The sequence below is a fragment of the Lapidilactobacillus dextrinicus DSM 20335 genome (genome assembly GCF_001436095.1).
Taxonomy (GTDB): Bacteria; Bacillota; Bacilli; order Lactobacillales; family Lactobacillaceae; genus Lapidilactobacillus; species Lapidilactobacillus dextrinicus.
Window position 1 is genome coordinate 35956 of sequence record NZ_AYYK01000016.1, and the last position, 18349, is coordinate 54304.

Consider the following 18349-nt stretch of genomic DNA (forward strand, 5'->3'; position numbering starts at 1 on the left):
AGGTTCATGCATACAACTAAAATTAGTTGTATACATGAACCTTTACTTAATCGGCTAATCTTTTATTCATAAGTCTGACTATCGCGACTATTATTGGGATATAACGAAAAGCGTTCTGCTCGGTAAACATAACCGTTATTTCCTAAATTAGAGAAATAGACACTAAAAACCCGTTGACCTGACTTCGTCACCTCTTGAATATTACTAACTTTTCCTTCTTGTAAATAGCCATAATCAATCAAGAAATTGCCATTAGTCATCAAACGATTACTACAAATAACTTGACTAAAATGACTCTTGCCCTGATCTTTGCCATTTTGCCAAGCTTTGGTAATCTTCTTTTGCTTTAAATTAATTTTATAAACTGCCGCTTCGGAATACTGCTTGCTTGTGGACTTCTGGCCATTAGTAATCGCAACATTATTGTTAAATAATGCCAAAACATCAGTTTTCTTCGTTGTATTTGGTAACAAAATAGCTGCATGTTGGCCACCAGTATAGCCAGTATTACCAGTTGGTGTCAAAACATATTTTTGTAAGGATTTTGGCCAGGTTGATTTCTTTTTGCCACAATAAATCCATTTAAAGTCTAATGTCTTGTAGTTCATCTTAAAAACCATATCTTGATGCCGCCCAGAGATCACCAGGTCACCTGTACTTTTTTGGTAATAGAGTGAATTCATGTGGAACCAATCTTTGCCCTTGCCGTGCATTAACGTCTTGGCGGTATACATGCTAGTTGGTAAGATTTTCTTCAAATCAATCACTTTAACAATCTGACCAGTTTTATGCGAAATCTCGACAATCGTATCTTCAACATACTGATTCTTGGTCTTACCACCAGAAGTACCATCAGAAACCGTCGCTAAAATATTGTGATTGGGTAACTCAATGGCTTCATGATGGATCAACGTATATTCAGCATCAGTATCCATATTCTTATCCGCTGCACTAGTTCCGAAGTGATATTCTTTATAAACACGACCAGTATAATCTTCTTCGAGCATCTCATTATAAATTAAGGCATCATTATTTTTCTTGGCTAAGCGTAAAATATGACCATTTGCTAGTTGTTTAAAGACATGCTGTGAGTAATCAGTTGAGAACCATCGAATTGCGCCATCCGCATCAATCGCAAAGGGTTGTTTGGTAGTCCGGACAACAAATGTTAATTTATTATCGCCAATCGCCATTTTAGTTTTGGTTGCTGTTTTAACGTTGACCTTAACTGAAGCCAAATTACTTGGTAAAACGGCCGTTTTGATATGTAACGTCTTGGTTGTTTTTTCTCCGGATTTAGTCGTCGCTGTTATTTTAACCGTATTATTATAATCTGCGTATAAACCCAGAATACTAATCGTATGTTGTTTGCTGTAAGTTTTATCCGTCGTTGAAATGGACGTCTTTTTCGTTTTACCTACCACAGTTAATGAAATTTTACTTGCTTCTGGAGTCTGAAAAATTGCCAAAGCTGCCAGTGGTGAACGACCATAAGGATCAACTTTGACATACGGATTAGTTAAAGTATAGCGGTTATCAGCCGCTACTGCTTGATACTTCTTAACTGCAACTTTTTGTTTGTTTTGACGGGTTCTAATCAATTTACTATCAAGATTTTTCTTGATTTGTTCATCACTAATAACACCCGCCTGAATTTGTTTTGCCTTTGTTGAAAACTTCCACCAAAGTCCCACGCCCGCCCCAATTACCACAACTGCTGTTAATACTGCTGCGATAATTTTTGTTGACTTTTTGATACGAAACAACCCCTTTACCCTTTGCAATGATTCTTATGTATAACTGCTTAAAATAATAACAATAAAATTTGATTAAAATATGAAGATTAAACGAATATCTTTTTATTATCTATCAATCAACGAATTTTTATGCGTTTAATTATTTAGGTATAAAAATAGCGTTTAAAACAACTATCATTGTTTTAAACGCTATTTTGAATATGATTAACTTGCTAGTGGACTACCACTAAATCTAATAATTAAAATCAGCAAGTTTGGCCTTTTTAACATCTGCAATCGTCTTAGTTCCGGCTAATTGCATAATTGTTGCAAATTCATGGTTAATCTCTTGCAAGGCATCTTGGACACCTAGGGCTCCACCTAAGGCTAAAGCATAAACAAATGGTCGGCCAATTGCGACTAAGTCAGCGCCTGCTGCTAATGCTTTAAAGACGTCAGAACCACGACGAACGCCACTATCAAAGATAACTGGTACACGGCCATTAACAGCTTGAGCAATCGCACTTAACGTATCAAATGAACCTGGGCCACCGTTTAATTGACGACCACCATGATTAGAAACATAAATACCACTGGCACCGGCACCAATTGCTAATTCAGCATCTTCTGGTGTTTGAATACCCTTAACAATTACTGGTAAGTCACTATATTCAGCAATTCGACGAACATCGTCTGCACTAATCTTTTGAGCGGCTGCCGCATAAATTTCAGCAATACCTTGACCCTTGCCAGCACCTTGACTGAATTTCTCTAAGTTAGCCATTGGAATTGGAAATTGGAAATGATTAATAATATCAGCTTCACGATAACCATCAACGGTAGCATCAACGGTTAGAATAATCCCCTTAACACCTGCTTTTTTTGCTTCATCAATAACGGCTTCATTAAATTTCCAATCTTTACTCATATACAATTGGAAAAATTGTGGTGCACCGTTACCAGCAGCAGCTGTGTCGGCGATTGAAGCAGATGAATAAGTACTTTGTGCCATTAAAGCACCCTCAGCTGCGAATGCTTTAGCTGTGTCCATTTCCCCTTTTGCATGAGCTAATCCTTGTGCAGCTAATGGTGGCATCATCACTGGTGTCTTTAAATCTAACCCAAAAACATTCGCGCTTAAATCTGGTTGATCAATATTAGCCAATGCACGAGGATAAACTTGTTTATGGGTAAAGGCTTTGCGGTTCTGCGCCAATGTCCAGTTATCTTCAGAGCCGCCAGATATGTAACCAAATCCACCTTTAGGAATAATTTTTTCAGCACGAGCTTCCAAAGATTCTAGATTTAAAACGTTAATGTGTTCTTCGCGATCACTTTGTTCATAGCCATTAACAATTGTCATCATAAATTCCTCCTAAAACTTAATAACTTTATTGTAGTTAACTTACTTTTTATAAGCAAGTAATTTTACTCGCTTTTTATAAACTTTTTTAACAACAAAATAAAAGTGCTGTTAGCTAATACTGTCGACATATCAAAAAAGCGTATCTTCCTTAACAGAAGATACGCTTTTTTGATGTTTTTATTTAACTAATTTATCCCAAAGCACCACTTTATTTTGCGTTAATGATTTTTGGACATCGATAATGCGTTGATTGCTACTCCCACGAAATTGTAAAGTTAAATCTTTTTTAGCAAGTAAAAAACGACCATCCACAAGAATATCAATTTTACTTAATAATTCTAGCTTATCTGGTGTTTCTTGCATTAATTCATCCCAAGTATAGCCAGTCCAAGACCAAATATCTTTAGTGTGGCCAAAGCGTTCGTGCAGCGCATCGACTAACTGTAAACAAACTTGCGTGTTAACAAATGGCTCGCCACCAAGTAAAGTTAGCCCTTGGACATAAGATTGACCCAAATCATCCAAAATCTGTGCTTGTAATTCGTCTGTATAAAGTTGGCCATAGTGAAAATTCTGGGCAGCGGCGTTATAACAACCCGGGCAGGCAAAACGACAACCGGAAACATATAGACTACAACGAACCCCTTCGCCATCAACAAAGTTAAAAGGTTTATAGTCAGCAATATATTTTAAACTTAAATCTTCAGCGCGCCATTCACCTGGCTGCGGATTTTTTGGTAATTTAATAGCTTTTTCGGGCAAATGTACACTTTCCTTCTCAAACAAAATAACAATTAGGCATTACGATCTTGATTGGCAACTTGATTATTGCTAAAGCTCATGTGTTTAACACGATGCACGATTTCCTCATGACGGCCATGAACCATTGGCCGTTGATTAGGATTACCTAGATAACCACAAGTTCGTTTAACCACATCACAAAGTGCCGGATCACTATTACCACATTGTGGGCACTTAAAGCCCTTCTCTGTGGCAACGAATTCGCCTTTATAACCACACTTGAAACATTGGTCAATTGGCGTATTTGTACCCAAATAAGAGATTTTATCATATGCATAATCCCAGACGGCTTCTAAGGCTTTGGGATTTTGCTTGATATTTGGATATTCACAATAATGAATAAACCCACCACTTGTGTATGGTTCATAGTCAGATTCAAAACTCAATTTTTCAAATGGTGTCCAAGCTTTACGAACATCCAAGTGAAATGAATTCGTGTAATACTCTTTATCCGTAATATCTTTAACCTTACCGAATTTTTTCGTATCAGCAGCACAAAAAGTATTGGTTAGGGATTCAGCAGGTGTGGCGTAGACTGAATAATGATAACCTTCTGCTTTTTCCCAATCTTTACAATGGTTATAAAGGTTCTTAATGACCTCGACAGAGAATTGTTTAGCCTCGGGATTCTTTTCCCACTCTGGACCGTAAAAGACGGTACAAACTTCATAAATTCCAATATAGCCTAAGGAAACGGTAGCCCGACCATTTTTAAATAATTCATCAACACTGTCGGTTGGCTTGAGTCGCTTGCCAAAAGCACCATATTCATACAAAATAGGCGCATTATCAGGACTAGCTTCTTTAACCCGATTAATTCGATACTGTAACGCTTCATGGGCAATATCCAATTGATTTTCAAATAATTGCCAGAACTTATCTTTGTCACCAGTACCATTGTTATCACGGGATTCAAGGGCAATTCTTGGTAAGTTAATTGTGACAACGCCTAAATTCATTCGGCCGGAATTAACTTCTTCACCAGTCTCAGGATCTGTCCAACCTTGTAAGAAACTACGACAACCCATTGGTGCCTTAAAACTACCTGTCATCGCTTTTAGACGATCGTAGTTAATGATGTCTGGATACATTCTTTTAGTTGCACATTCGATAGCTAATTCCTTGATGTCATAGTTAACATCACTTGGTTGACGATTCGTTCCTTCTTTAATTGAATAAACTAGCTTAGGAAAAATCGCCGTTCTATGTTCAATACCTAAACCTAAAATACGGACATTTAAAATAGCTTTTTGGATTTCGCGTTCATACCAAGAAGTCCCTAAACCAAAACCAATCGTGACAAATGGTGTTTGACCGTTTGATGAATACAAGGTATTGATTTCATATTCCAAAGCTTGCATAGCATCATAAATATCTTTTTTAGTTTTGGCTTTAGCAAATGCTTCTTGTTTAGCCTGATCATCCGTAATCATCGCTGCATCTTTAATATGCTTTTGATAATTCATTTCTGCATAAGGGGCTAACAGCTCATCCGTTCGATCACTTGAGCAACCACCATATTGTGATGATGCAACGTTGGCAATAATTTGACTCATTTGAGCCGTGGCTGTCTGAATAGAGTGTGGTGATTCAACATCTGCATTACCAATTTTAAAACCATGACTAAGCATTTCTTTAAAATCGATTAAACAACAATTAGTCATCGGACTGAATGGTTGGTAATCTAAGTCGTGCCAATGAATGTCACCTTTTAAGTGAGCATTAGCAACTTTAGGTGGCAACATTTTTAAGCCAATTGCCTTAGAAACTGTTCCAGCAGTTAAATCACGTTGCGTGTTGAAGACACGACTATCCTTATTGGCATTTTCGTTAACAACTGTGGCATCACGATCTAATAATTTTTGGATCGTCACATTAATATCCGTTGCTTGACTACGCTCAAAATCACGTTCTGTTCGATAATTAATGTAATCTTTAGCGATTTGATATAAGTGATGATCCAATAAAGTATGCTCAACAATATTTTGAATTTCATAAATTTTAACGTTTTCGGGGAAACGGTCGCTAATTTCAGCTAAGACATCGTCTAAGACGGCTTGCAAATCATTTAGAGTTTTGCCTTCAAGCTCGTGATTTTCAGCTTCAGCAGCTTTTTGCATAGCTTGTGCAATCTTGTCGGGATCGAAGCTCATTACGCGTCCATCACGCTTAATAACTTTGATATTTAGTGTTTCTGTTGCAATATTTGTCTTCAATTCCTGCATCTCAACAACCTCTTATCTTAATCTTCGTTTTTAATGATACACACCATATCTTGAAATAACAAGTTGCCAGCAACTAGATATTGTGGATAAATCTGTGGATAGATTGAATAACATACAAGATATTTGGGCTAAAAAAATAGCAAAATTCAGTTGATATGCTGAATCTTGCCATTTATTATTTACGCTATTTTATTCAAATTATTAACAAAAATATTTTTTAGATTTTGACTGGCTATTTTCGTTAATCTGCTGGTTTATTTCTTCAATTTTAACGTCATCGCATTAATCGCCACAATAATCGTTGACATTGACATGATTACTGCACCTACTGCTGGATTAACAATAATGCCAATTGGTGCTAAGATGCCCGCCGCTAATGGGATCGTAATCACGTTATAACCGGCACCCCACCAAAGGTTCTCAATCATTTTACGTTTGGCTGCTTTGGCTAAACGAATGAAGTTAACCACATCAGCGGGATCACTTTGAACTAACACCACATCAGCGGAGTCAATGGCCACATCCGTTCCGGCACCAATGGCGACACCAACATCAGCACGAACTAAAGCAGGCGCATCATTGACCCCATCACCAACCATCATGACTTGATTACCTTGACTTTGATATTCGCGAACAACTTTTTCCTTATCTTCTGGTAAAAGTTGCCCCTTAAACTCAGTAATACCTAAGACTTGCGCCACTTTTTGGGCTGTCTGTTGATTATCACCAGTTAACATCACTGGCGTAATCGCCATCGCTTTTAAGTCGCTAATGAATTTCGCTGCATCAGGTTTGATTTGATCACCTACTGCTAGGACGGCCAGCGGCTTTTGTTCAGAAATCAAGTAACTAATACTATTACCTTGGGCAGCCAGTTGATCATATTGAGCTTGGTCAAAATTAATCCGCTGTTTTTGCAAATAAGCCGCTGTCACAATCTGATAAGTTTGATTGGCAATCGACCCACTCAAGCCCACGCCTTTAATAGTTTCGACATCAGCAGCCTCTTCAAGAGTTAACTGCGCTGCCTTAGCTGCATTTAGGACACCGGTAGCAATCGGATGGCTACTATGTTGCTCCAAGCTAGCCATTAACGCTAAAGCTTGATGATCCGTTAAATCAGGGGTCAAACTTTTAATTGTGTTAACTGTAAACTTGCCCTCGGTTAATGTACCTGTCTTATCCAATAAAACATGAGTAATCGCGGGTGCTTTTTCCATTGCATCACGTTGTTGAATTAGTAAACCGTTAGCAGCAGCGATTGATGTGCTACGTGCAACAACTAACGGAATGGCCAGGCCTAAAGCATGCGGACAAGCAATGACTAACACCGCCACCATGCGTGATAATCCCGTTGCAATATCTGCATTAATTCCCCATAAAATAAAAGCTAAAACACCAAATATTAAGGCTGCATAAAATAACCAACCAGCTACTTTGTCGGCCAACGTTTCCGTCTTGGACTTATCTTGTTGAGCCTTCTTCACTAACTGCATAACTTGTGACAAATAGCCACTTTCGCCTGTTCCGGTAACTTTAACAGTTAAGGAACCATCACCATTAACAGAACCACCGATAACACTAGCACCAACATCTTTCTTAACAGCCTTGGATTCACCAGTCACTAATGATTCATTAACATCACTAGTACCGCTTAGAATCTTCCCATCAGCCGGAATAGACTCACCTGCACGGACAATAACAATGTCATCAACTTTAACCTCTGTCAATTTTTTATCAATAATTTGACCACTGGCTAATTGAACATGTGCTTCACCAGGCAGCAACTGGGCCATCTTTTCCACGGCATTACCGGCGCTCATAATCGCGTTCATTTCAATCCAGTGCCCTAACAACATAATCACTACTAATGTTGCTAGCTCAGAAAAGAAATCCATCACGTGCGCACTATGTGTAAAGTTATTAACCACAAAGGCATAAATACTGTAAAAATAAGCGACTCCAGTCCCTAAAGCAATTAACGTCATCATTGCTGGTTTACGTTGTTGCAATTCAGCTTTGGCTCCTGAGAAGAACGGCCGACCACCATAGAAGAAAATTATGGTTGCGGCAATCAGTACAATCCACTCAGAACCGGGAAACATAATCGTAAATGGCATCATAATACCCATCACTGGCGCAAAAATTAAAATTGGAATCATTAAAATTAAGGACACCCAGAATTTCTGTTTTAAATTACCCATATGCATCATATGACCACCGCCCATGTCCATATCCATATGATGCATGTCCATGTTGCTCATATCATGATGGGACATATCATGCATTGACTCAGACGCCATATTCATCTGTTCTTGGTCCATCTTCATTTCATGATGATCATGCATTTGATGATCAGTCGTTTGCTTAGCATTCTTATTATCCGTCATGGTTAATTCCTCCCCATTACTTAATTCAATTCAAAAAACAATTATTAAATTTACATCTGTAATCTATTGAATAAATAAAGTTTACACTTGTAAATTTATTATGTCAAGTTATTTATTTCCAATTCAGGGACAACCGCTATTTCTTTTTCTTAAATAATTGTCTACACTACAGATTAGTAAAAATTATTTGGGGTAAGGGCATGCCATTCATTTCAAAAAAACATTTTATTTTCGGCGCAATTCCGGCCAGCTGTGCAGCAACTATGTGGGGTTTCTCTGGCGTCACTGTCAGTATGTTGTTCAAATTAAATCCGGCCATGCCATGACGCCTTTATGGGTTTGCCAAGTGCGAATGTTAGCCGCAGCTATTATGTTGGTTCTTTGTCAAGTGCGTGGAGAGCATCCCTTTAAAGTTTGGCATGATCGCTTTGCACTTGTAAAATTAGTTGCTTATGCTTTTCTTGGTTTAGTTCCTGTTCAATTTTGCTATTTTAAAACTGTTGAATATGGCAACGCACCAATTGCAACCATCTTACAATTCTTAGGACCGTTCGTGATTACTCTGTACTATTTAAATTTTAAATGACAAAACCAACTGTCACTGAAACAGCTGGTTTAGTCATCGCTTTTTTAGGAACGCTTTCAATTGTGACTCATGGCCATCTAAATCAACTAGCTGTTGCTCCGACCGTTATTTTCTGGGGCTTCCTCTCTGCAATTGGCGTAGCTGCTAACGCGATTATTCCCCGTGAAATTATCCCTGAATACGGTGCTTTAAGCGTTACTGGTTGGGGCATGTTAATTGCCGGTGGCACCTTAAATCTTTATCAACCCCTTTGGCAGCAAAAAGTAACACTCACACCAATCGATTTAGGTTTGTTATTGATTACGATTTTAGTGGGGACTGTCATTGCCTTTCTTCTTTATTCAACAAGTTTGCTATATATTTTACCAACAACAGCCACTTTACTAGATGCTTTTGAGCCTCTGTCAGCTACTTTCTTTGCTGTTTTATTAGTTCATACACATCTGCAACTAATGGATTTCATTGGCGGTGCAATTATTATCCTTGCCGTGGTCATCATCACAACCAATATTCCTAATCTACTAGTTAAAAAAGCACCTGCTGAACAACAAACCAAAACGAACTAGCTTCCTTGAATTTCAAAAAGACCAAGTAACCAAATTAAACGTTATGAAAAAAGGACAGGATAATCATCCTGTCCTTTTTATACAATTATTTACCCCAGAGATATTGATTGATCGTTGTCGCAACTTCTTTATTTTCGTGCAATTTACTATGTTGCGCATGACGACCATAGAAAAGTTTTTCTTGATAATTAGTCTGATGACCACGGATTAAATATTTCAAGGACCGCGCCGAAACCTCACTAACTAACTCATCGGAATGCGAGCCATCTTTTAAATCGCCCATAATATTTAAAATCGAGATGTGATTAGGGAAATTTTGTCTTTTTGCATCGAGCATTTGGTAAACGCTATGCTTTAATGCTGGCTCACCACTCTTTAAGAAATAATTCTGATTGGCGACATCATCTTCAGTGATAACACCATTATAACAGCCTGCTAACGAAACAAATTTTTGAATCTGCGGGAAATTAGTTGGTTGCACAGCTGTCATCAGCATATTAACGGTGGCAACATTGCCCGCCGAGTGGGCCACAACGTTATAATGTTTAAAGTGATGTTGATTTGCTAACTCACTGATAACCGTCATTAACCAGATTGATTGACTGGCATAAGGCGCCACGTTATTTGCAAAAACAACTTGAACAATCGGGTTAACGGTCCCCTTTCGCCAAGTTCCGGTGTAGCTCACCGTGCCATCATTGGCCACCGTTGCAACTAAAACTTTATGCGCATCAGCTTGTTTCACTGCGCGATTAATCAGCGTATCAGTTGAATGGGCACTTCCTTGATAGCCATGAACATAAAAAGTTGGCATGGTGGTTTGTAAATATGGTGCGGCTACTTTTTTATTGGTTGTTGTTTTTGAAGCTGAATCAGCCGTTGACTTAGTTTGACGACCACAAGCAGCTAAGCTAACGACTGCCAAAAACATTAAGATTAATTGCCAAATTTTTTTCATTATTAATTCCTTCTTAAAAGTTCTCATAAAAATAATACTCATCTTACCTTAAGTGTAACTCATAAGATTTTATTTGGTCAGTTGTCGTCAGATATTGAAAGCCTAATTTAATTAATAGACGTTCTGAATTAAGATTGCCCAGAGCAACCTCTGCTCTTATCACGCGTGCACCTTGATAAACTGCTAACCAATCTATTAGAGCAATAACAGCTTCAGTAGCATAACCTTGGCGGGCAAATTGCGGCGCAATGGTATAACCTAAGTGAAACACGTCTCCTTCTTGACGAATATACAGATCACCAATTAATTTTTGATCATCTAAATCAACAACGGCTAACTGTTTACCTTGAATTAAGTCATCATTTGCTTCTAATAGTGCCTGCTGGTATGCCGCTAATGTTAAGCCTTTGAAACCTTGATATTTCATCCAATCTAAGTCGTTATGGTAAGCCATAAAAGGAACAAGATCTTTCGCACGGAATTCACGAATCTGACAACGTTTTGTATTAATTTTCATAGCAACCCAACTTACTGCAATAATATTGCTTTACTTAAACGTTATTTTACCACGGCGCGCTTAGCAACGATGATAATTTTAGTTTAAACAGGACTAACAAGCATTTATCTTGGTTGGTGTTCTTGAACTCGTTATAATTAATTTGTTAAGTAAGCGTTTTATTAAAAAGGAGGGGTTAGATGGCTTTTGATTTTTCAGATCGTGGCGGTAAGCCATTCATCGAAAACATCGAAGAAATGACACTAGCCAATGAAAATTATCGGACAACCATTTGGACCGGTGTCAAATTACAGGTTGTTTTAATGACAATTGTTCCTGGTGATGACATTGGCTTGGAAATTCACGTTGGTGTTGATCAATTCTTGCATATTGTTTCTGGTCAAGGTCTCTGTCAAATGGGGCAATCAGAAGATGCACTGACAATTGAACAACCCGTAAGCAAAAATGATGCTATTTTTGTTCCGGCGAATGTTTGGCATAATGTCACTAATACCGGTACAGAAAGTCTTAAACTTTATACCATTTATGCAGAGCCTGATCACCTCGATGGTACTGTTCATCAAACTCATGATGACGCCCGCAACGATCCTAATGAACAATAGATTCATAAACAGATGAATAATTGCCAAAAAGCATGTTAATTTTTAATTGCTACTATCAGTGTTCCCCAAACATTGATAGTAACCACAATTATTGTTAACGTGCTTTTTATTTTGTTGCGCCACATGATTTTAAACAAAAAGTTCGTGATTGGTAGTTAACCAACCACGAACTTTTTTAAATGATTATTTTTTATCGTTTTTCTTTGATGCAGCAGTTTTATTTTCTGCTTCAAGTTGATGCCCTAAATTAATAATTAAATCGCGTAAATTGTCTTTGATTTGTGGATGTTGTAAACCATAGTTGATACTTGTTTTAACATAACCAAACTTGTCGCCAACATCAAAACGTTCACCTTCAAAATCGCGGGCAAAGACACGTTGCGTCTTATTCATCGTATCAATCGCATCAGTTAATTGAATTTCGTTACCAGCACCAGGTTTTTGATTTTCGAGAATTTCAAAAATTTCAGGGGTTAGCAAATAACGGCCAATAATCGCTAAGTTACTTGGTGCTTTATCAACCGCTGGCTTTTCAACGAAAGTGCGGACGTTATATAGTCCTGGTTCAGCTTCGCCTTCAGGATCAATAACACCATAGGCAGAAACTTCATCCCTTGGCACTTGCATAACAGCCAATGTTGAAGCATGAGTTGTTTCATAATCGTTAATTAATTGTTTAGTCAATGGCACTTTATCTTTCATCAAGTCATCGCCTAACATCACAACGAATGGTTCGTTAGCAACGAAAGATTTAGCTTGTAATACAGCATCGCCTAAACCAAGTGGATGTGCTTGACGAGTGTAATAAATATTGATACCCAGTTCAGTTGTTTCTTGAACCATTTTCAACATTTCATTCTTACCTTTTGAGCGTAAATCTTCTTCCAATTCAGGTGCGGAATCAAAATAATCCTCAATTGAACGCTTGCCACGACCAATGACAATCAAGATATCCTCAATACCAGAAGCCTTAGCCTCTTCAACGATAAATTGAATCGTTGGTTTATCGACAATTGGAATCATTTCCTTAGCCATTGCTTTAGTTGCTGGTAAGAAACGTGTCCCAAAACCAGCCGCTGGAATTACCGCTTTACGAACTTTCATCAAAAAAATCCTCCTCAAACACATTTATCTAATTAAATTACAAATCGTTACTGTAGCCCAAGAAACAACTGTCAATCAAGATACTAAAGTAATCGTTTGTGCCATTGTGCTCTTGTTATGTTACTAACATATCACGAACAATCAAACTAATAAAGGTTGATGATAACGTTAAATTATCGTTTCAATAATTTAGTAATGCGGCTGCTAAACGTCAATTCATGGCCATGCCAAGACTCATTGAACACAGCGTTAATTACTGAACCAATCATCAAAAGGGTTGCCGCAAAATTGAGCCACAACAAGGCCACAATTAAAGTTCCAATCGTGCCATAACTATTAAATGAACGTGCAAAATAGCGAACATATAACGAGAAACCTTGCGTTAAAATAATCCAAGTTCCCGAAGTAAAAATAGTACCAGGAACTATGGTCCAGAACTTCAACCGTGCCGATGGTAAAACATATTGTAAAAACATAATAACCAAAACAATCACACTAACAATAACTGGCCACTTCCAAGTTAAAAACACATCTAAAATGGTGTCAGACAAGTCAAAAGTAGGAATTAGCCATTCTAAAAACTGTTGGCCAAACGTAAAGACCACCACAATTGCCAATAATGCGACAATGAAAAAGAACGTCATAATAAACGAAAAAATTCGCCGCACTGCCGCATTTTGAATTGGAATATCACTATAAATATTAGAACTATCAATTTGATAAGCATCATTCATACTATTACGCATGGCGTTAGTGCCCCGACTGCCTGCCCACAAAGTTGCGATCACACCAAAAGACAATAAACCACCGCTACTTTTATGTAACAGCGATGAAACAATGGGCCGAATTAACGGCATAATTTGCCCCGGGAAAGCCATTTCTAAATAGGACATAATCACTGCCGCATCCAGGTGAAGAAAAGGAATCACGTTACCCACAAAAATGATAATCGGGAAAAATGACAATAACCAGTAATAAGTAATCACCTTAGCAGCGTTGCTCACATTACACGAGATTGTTCGCTCAACAATGCGACGAATAAAGATAAATATTTTTTTATACCAAGGAATCTTTTGTCTAAATAATGGTTGTTCCTCAGATACAGCTATCACATCGTCATGATCCATTTTCTCACCACCCCTTCAGTCATTAACTAGTATACAAAAGTAATGAGTTGCGGGCAATGAAAGTACGAAATCCGTATGAATAAACCATTTAATAAATCGATTTTATGTCGTGGTCCTTTGTGCTTCTGGAAAATTGCGCATGGAACGTGGTGGACACTACTTAAAGTGTAATCTCTGATTATCTTCAAGACAGATCTCTTTTGACAATGCTGAAAGGAAATCGCGGTCAGCCGCGGCTTTATTGTTAGTGGCTGGGCCACTTACAATAAAGTTTGTATTTGAAACAAATTGATTTTTATTTGACTCAAATCAAACTCGCAGCGCTCCACCAGCGTATTTCCTGGAAGCATGAAGAACCACACAGCATAATAAGTTAGATTCGTCCATGCCCAATAAGCCACAAAAAAAGACCGCTACGAAATTGTAGTGGTCTTTCAATAATTATTTGGTTGTAGCAGTTTCAGTCTTATCGCCTAATTCTTGCAGATATTCAAAAACAGCCTGACCTGCTAATCCACCTTCACCGACGGCATTAGCGATTTGGCGCAAGTGTTTCTCACGAACATCCCCAACAGCAAAGACGCCAGGAACTTTAGTATGTGTTTCTTCGTTCGTCTCGATCCAACCAGCATCATTCAAAACGCCCAAATTCTTAAAAGCGTCCGTCATTGGTTCAATCCCAACATAAATGAAGACACCAGAAGCTGGCAATAATTTTTCTTCACCAGTTACTTTATCGCGATATTTTACATTCTCAATTTTTTGGCCATCGCCGACAATTTCTTCGACTTGAGCATTCCAAACAAAGTCGATTTTATCGTTAGCAAAAGCACGACGTTGTAAGATTTTTTGTGCCCGCAATTGATCCCGACGATGAACGATGGTAACTTTGCTAGCTAACTGGGCTAAATAAAGTCCCTCTTCAACGGCTGAATCACCGCCACCAATAACTGCAACTTCGCGATTCTTAAAGAAAGCCCCATCGCAGACCGCACAGTAAGAAACACCCATACCTGAATATTGATCTTCTCCAGGAACATTTAAATGTTTGTGCTCGGCACCAGTTGCAATCACAATAGCTTTTGAATCATAGTCGCCATCATCGGTTTTAACTGTCTTGTAATCACCATGATCTTCAACATCGCTAACTGTACCATAGGCAAATTGAGCGCCAAATTGGATTGAAGAAGCATACATTTGTTCACTTAACTCTGGTCCTAGAATTGATTTAAATCCAGGATAATTTTCAATTTCAGCAGTATTGTTCATTTGCCCACCGTAAATTCCCCGGTCCAGCATCAAAACAGATAAGTTGGATCTGGAAGCATAGAGTGCTGCAGTCATACCACCAGGACCAGCGCCAATTACAATGACATCATATTTTTTTGTCATGCGCAAATCCTCCTTACTATTAATAAGTTATAGACTATCGTACTTCGCGCAAAAAGTCTAATAGTTTGTTTGTCGATTAATTTTCGAATTCTGCTTCATTACGAGCATCACGGTGCATTAATTTCGTGATTTCTGCACGTAGATCAGCTTCTTCATAAAGAACTTGATAAATAGCTTCAGAAATTGGCATTTCGACAGCCATTTGTTGACTAAGTTCATGGACTGCTTCGGCAGTACCAACACCTTCAACAACCATGCCCATATTTGCTAAGACTTCAGCTAACGGTTGGCCTTCGCCTAATGCATTACCACAACGCCAATTACGTGAGTTAACACTAGTACAAGTTACAATTAAATCGCCGATACCAGAAAGCCCCATAAAAGTTAATGGGTTCGCCCCCATTTTAACACCTAAGCGACTAATTTCAGCCAATCCGCGAGTCATTAAAGCAGCTTTAGCATTGTCGCCATAGCCTAAGCCATGAAGCATGCCGGCACCAATCGCAATGACATTCTTCAAAGCGCCACCTAATTCAACACCTAACATATCGTCATTAGTATAAAGGCGGAAATAATTATTCATGAAAATCTTTTGGACCCAACGGGCATTAGCCATCTTTTGTGATGCAACGGTTAAAGAAGTTAAATCATGCGTTGCGACATTTTCGGCATGACTTGGACCAGAGAAAATAACCAAACCATCAGCAATTTCTTTAGGAAAGACATCGGCCATGATTTGGGAAATACGATCATGACTTTCTAATTCCAATCCCTTAGTTGCACTAATTAAGATTGGTTGCGTTTTAAGTTCTGCTAATACTGGCACCAATTGTTGAGCAACTGGCCGAATAGCAGCAGTTGGTAATACAAAAAGGACTGCTTCTGCATCTGTTAACGTTTCTTTTAAGTCCAGCGTTGCATGAACTGCTGGGTTAATCTGAAATTCGGGTAAATAATGACGATTCGTATGTTGCTCATTAATTTCAGCAGCCATTTCAGCACTGTTGCCCCAAAGATCAACTTGATGACCATTATTTACTAATAAATCTGCTAAAACGGTACCCCAAGAACCGGCACCTAAAACTGCAATTTTTGTCAAATTAGACACTCCTTAAATATGAATGATCAAACTGATCTTTAATTCGGGTTGAACTTTATTGATCAACAGGAATCGGTTTACCACTACCATCAAGATACCATTTCAACAACGGATCATAGTAGCGCCGCATTAAAACTGTTACAATTGCGCCAACAAATAAAATTGCCGACAATAATTGCGACACACGAATATTAGCAAATAAGTATAAACTATCCGTTCGCATCCCTTCAATGATCGCCCGCCCAAAGGAATACCAAATAATATAAGCTAGGAAAATCTCACCTTGTTTAAACAAATGGTGTCGGTGGCGCAAACTCATTAATAAGATGAAACCAATTAAACTCCAGACAGATTCGTACAAGAAAGTTGGTTGGCGATAAGCTCCGGCAATATGCATTTGTTGAATGATGAAATTTGGCAAATGCAGCGATTGGAGAAAGCTTAAAGTGGTTTTGGCACCATAAGCTTCTTGATTCATAAAGTTACCCCAACGGCCAATTGCTTGCGCCAAAATAACAGTTGGTGCCACAACATCCAGTAACAACCAAGTTGGAATTTTTCGATAACGGCAAAAAATTAACAATACAATAATTGCCGCAATTAAACCGCCATAAATAGCTAAGCCACCGTTCCAAATCTTAATAATATCACCAGGATTAGCCGCATAATATTGCCATTCAAAAATCACATAATACAGACGGGCACCAATCAAACCAATCGGCAACATCCAAAACAGTAGATCGATCACATCGTCAGGATTAATTGACCGGCGGCGCGCCTCACGCATACTCAAAATCACGGCGATTACAACACCAGTGGTAATAATAATACCATACCAACGAACGTGCAAAGCCCCTAGTGAGAACGCAATTGGATTTAGTGCCATTAAAATCGCGTTCATTTATTCTCATCCTCATCAGAATTTTCTTTAATTAAGCTACTTAAATTTTGTTCAAAAACTTTCGTAGCATCATAACCCATCGATTTAGCACGGAAATTCATTGCCGCAACCTCAATGATAATTGCTAAATTACGACCGACTTTAACGGGAATCGTTACTTTAGGTACTGGGACATCAAAAATCTGTTGCGTATCCTCCTCGCTACCTAAACGATCGTAATTTTGATCAGCGCGCCAATTTTCCAAATTAACAATCAACGAAATTGTTGTGTGCTCACGAACAGCACCAGCACCAAATAAATTCATAACATCAATAATGCCAATACCGCGAATTTCCATCAAATGTTTTAAAATCTTTGGTGCTTGACCAACAATTGTACTTTCATCACGTTGGTAAACATCAACGCGATCATCAGCAATTAATCGGTGACCACGTTTGATCAATTCAAGGGCAGTTTCACTCTTACCAACACCTGAATCACCAGTAATTAAAACACCTAGACCATAAACATCAACTAAAACGCCATGCATACTACGACGTTCAGCTAGTTGAGAATGTAAATAATCCGTTAACACACTGGTTAGCCGCGTCGTTAATAAATCGGATCCTAAAACCGGAATACCTGCCCGACTAGCCTCAGTAATTAATTCAACCGGCGGTATTAAGCCAGTACTAATCACAAAAGCCGGCGTGTCTTCTTGACACATCCGTCGAATAACAATTGAGCGTTCCTGACTTGTCATTCCTTTTGCGAAGGCTGTTTCAGTCAAGCCAAAAAGCTGCAGCCGTTTTTGTGGATAATAAGAAAAATAACCAGTCATTTCAAAGTCTGGACGTGACAAATCACTAGTGGTGACTTTCTTTTTACTTAAAAACTCACTACCAGATAAAACGTTTAATTTTAAATCATTAACAAGTTGCTTAATCAAAATCCCTTCAGCCATCATTTGCCTCCAAAATTAACGCATTTATGGTTAAT

Annotated in this window: 16 protein-coding genes; 3 read left to right on the forward strand and 13 right to left on the reverse strand. The window is 38.3% G+C overall.

The features are described 5' to 3' along the window. Positions 1-62: 62 nt before the first annotated feature. The 5 genes from FC84_RS06905 to FC84_RS06925 all read right to left on the reverse strand — a co-directional run bounded on the left by FC84_RS06905 (position 63) and on the right by FC84_RS06925 (position 8518). Positions 63-1766, reverse strand: a complete 1704-nt coding sequence (locus tag FC84_RS06905; RefSeq protein ID WP_057757163.1) for an aryl-sulfate sulfotransferase — start codon at positions 1764-1766, stop codon at positions 63-65. Between the two features lie 223 nt (positions 1767-1989). Continuing rightward, positions 1990-3099, reverse strand: coding sequence for a lactate oxidase (locus tag FC84_RS06910; RefSeq protein ID WP_057757164.1), 1110 nt, complete (start codon positions 3097-3099; stop codon positions 1990-1992). A 180-nt stretch (positions 3100-3279) separates the two neighbouring features. Next, entirely contained in the window at positions 3280-3864 is a 585-nt protein-coding gene (nrdG, locus tag FC84_RS06915) for an anaerobic ribonucleoside-triphosphate reductase activating protein (protein ID WP_057757166.1), read from the reverse strand. Positions 3865-3896: 32 nt separating this feature from the next. Then, complete coding sequence (gene nrdD / locus FC84_RS06920) at positions 3897-6128, reverse strand: anaerobic ribonucleoside-triphosphate reductase (protein WP_057757168.1); 2232 nt, start codon at positions 6126-6128, stop codon at positions 3897-3899. Positions 6129-6382: 254 nt separating this feature from the next. Next, positions 6383-8518, reverse strand: a complete 2136-nt coding sequence (locus tag FC84_RS06925) for a heavy metal translocating P-type ATPase (RefSeq protein WP_404804614.1) — start codon at positions 8516-8518, stop codon at positions 6383-6385. A 265-nt stretch (positions 8519-8783) separates the two neighbouring features. Here FC84_RS06925 and FC84_RS09090 point away from each other — a divergent pair, with 265 nt between their 5' ends. Beyond that, on the forward strand, positions 8784-9104 hold the full coding sequence (locus FC84_RS09090) for an EamA family transporter (protein WP_225733072.1): 321 nt from the start codon (positions 8784-8786) through the stop codon (positions 9102-9104). Next, complete coding sequence (locus FC84_RS09095) at positions 9101-9670, forward strand: DMT family transporter (RefSeq protein ID WP_225733071.1); 570 nt, start codon at positions 9101-9103, stop codon at positions 9668-9670. Before FC84_RS09090 ends, FC84_RS09095 begins: the two co-directional genes overlap by 4 nt. Positions 9671-9755: 85 nt before the next feature. Here FC84_RS09095 and FC84_RS06935 read toward each other — a convergent pair whose 3' ends face one another. Further along, positions 9756-10628 (reverse strand): alpha/beta hydrolase, encoded by an 873-nt coding sequence (locus tag FC84_RS06935; RefSeq protein ID WP_057757170.1) that lies wholly within the window; start codon positions 10626-10628, stop codon positions 9756-9758. 43 nt (positions 10629-10671) lie between these two features. Continuing rightward, positions 10672-11145: a GNAT family N-acetyltransferase gene (locus tag FC84_RS06940; protein WP_057757172.1), complete on the reverse strand. Its 474-nt coding sequence runs from the start codon at positions 11143-11145 to the stop codon at positions 10672-10674. 179 nt (positions 11146-11324) lie between these two features. Between FC84_RS06940 and FC84_RS06945 the strand changes: the two genes are divergently transcribed. Continuing rightward, positions 11325-11747 (forward strand): cupin domain-containing protein, encoded by a 423-nt coding sequence (locus tag FC84_RS06945; RefSeq protein WP_057757174.1) that lies wholly within the window; start codon positions 11325-11327, stop codon positions 11745-11747. A 183-nt stretch (positions 11748-11930) separates the two neighbouring features. Here FC84_RS06945 and galU read toward each other — a convergent pair whose 3' ends face one another. The 6 genes from galU to hprK form a co-directional block, all read right to left on the reverse strand. Continuing rightward, entirely contained in the window at positions 11931-12851 is a 921-nt protein-coding gene (galU, locus tag FC84_RS06950) for a UTP--glucose-1-phosphate uridylyltransferase GalU (RefSeq protein ID WP_057757176.1), read from the reverse strand. 173 nt (positions 12852-13024) lie between these two features. Further along, the gene (locus FC84_RS06955; protein WP_057757178.1) at positions 13025-13978 is read right to left on the reverse strand and encodes a YihY/virulence factor BrkB family protein; all 954 of its coding nucleotides are present in this window, start codon (positions 13976-13978) and stop codon (positions 13025-13027) included. A 441-nt stretch (positions 13979-14419) separates the two neighbouring features. Beyond that, positions 14420-15370: a thioredoxin-disulfide reductase gene (trxB, locus tag FC84_RS06960; protein WP_057757181.1), complete on the reverse strand. Its 951-nt coding sequence runs from the start codon at positions 15368-15370 to the stop codon at positions 14420-14422. Between the two features lie 76 nt (positions 15371-15446). Further along, positions 15447-16469 (reverse strand): NAD(P)H-dependent glycerol-3-phosphate dehydrogenase, encoded by a 1023-nt coding sequence (locus tag FC84_RS06965; protein ID WP_057757183.1) that lies wholly within the window; start codon positions 16467-16469, stop codon positions 15447-15449. A gap of 55 nt (positions 16470-16524) precedes the next feature. Next, the gene (lgt, locus tag FC84_RS06970) at positions 16525-17370 is read right to left on the reverse strand and encodes a prolipoprotein diacylglyceryl transferase (protein WP_057757185.1); all 846 of its coding nucleotides are present in this window, start codon (positions 17368-17370) and stop codon (positions 16525-16527) included. Beyond that, positions 17367-18314 (reverse strand): HPr(Ser) kinase/phosphatase, encoded by a 948-nt coding sequence (hprK, locus tag FC84_RS06975; RefSeq protein ID WP_057757186.1) that lies wholly within the window; start codon positions 18312-18314, stop codon positions 17367-17369. Before hprK ends, lgt begins: the two co-directional genes overlap by 4 nt. Between the last annotated feature and the right edge of the window lie 35 nt (positions 18315-18349).

Bases quoted from the DNA above. Each gene is read 5' to 3' on its own strand.
- FC84_RS06910 (WP_057757164.1), bottom strand. From the start codon at position 3,099: ATGACAATTGTTAATGGCTATGAACAAAGTGATCGCGAAGAACACATT.
- nrdD (WP_057757168.1), bottom strand. From the start codon at position 6,128: ATGCAGGAATTGAAGACAAATATTGCAACAGAAACACTAAATATCAAA.
- FC84_RS06925 (WP_404804614.1), bottom strand. From the start codon at position 8,518: ATGACGGATAATAAGAATGCTAAGCAAACGACTGATCATCAAATGCAT.
- FC84_RS09095 (WP_225733071.1), top strand. From the start codon at position 9,101: ATGACAAAACCAACTGTCACTGAAACAGCTGGTTTAGTCATCGCTTTT.
- FC84_RS06935 (WP_057757170.1), bottom strand. From the start codon at position 10,628: ATGAAAAAAATTTGGCAATTAATCTTAATGTTTTTGGCAGTCGTTAGC.
- FC84_RS06940 (WP_057757172.1), bottom strand. From the start codon at position 11,145: ATGAAAATTAATACAAAACGTTGTCAGATTCGTGAATTCCGTGCGAAA.
- FC84_RS06945 (WP_057757174.1), top strand. From the start codon at position 11,325: ATGGCTTTTGATTTTTCAGATCGTGGCGGTAAGCCATTCATCGAAAAC.
- galU (WP_057757176.1), bottom strand. From the start codon at position 12,851: ATGAAAGTTCGTAAAGCGGTAATTCCAGCGGCTGGTTTTGGGACACGT.
- FC84_RS06955 (WP_057757178.1), bottom strand. From the start codon at position 13,978: ATGGATCATGACGATGTGATAGCTGTATCTGAGGAACAACCATTATTT.
- trxB (WP_057757181.1), bottom strand. From the start codon at position 15,370: ATGACAAAAAAATATGATGTCATTGTAATTGGCGCTGGTCCTGGTGGT.
- lgt (WP_057757185.1), bottom strand. From the start codon at position 17,370: ATGAACGCGATTTTAATGGCACTAAATCCAATTGCGTTCTCACTAGGG.
- hprK (WP_057757186.1), bottom strand. From the start codon at position 18,314: ATGGCTGAAGGGATTTTGATTAAGCAACTTGTTAATGATTTAAAATTA.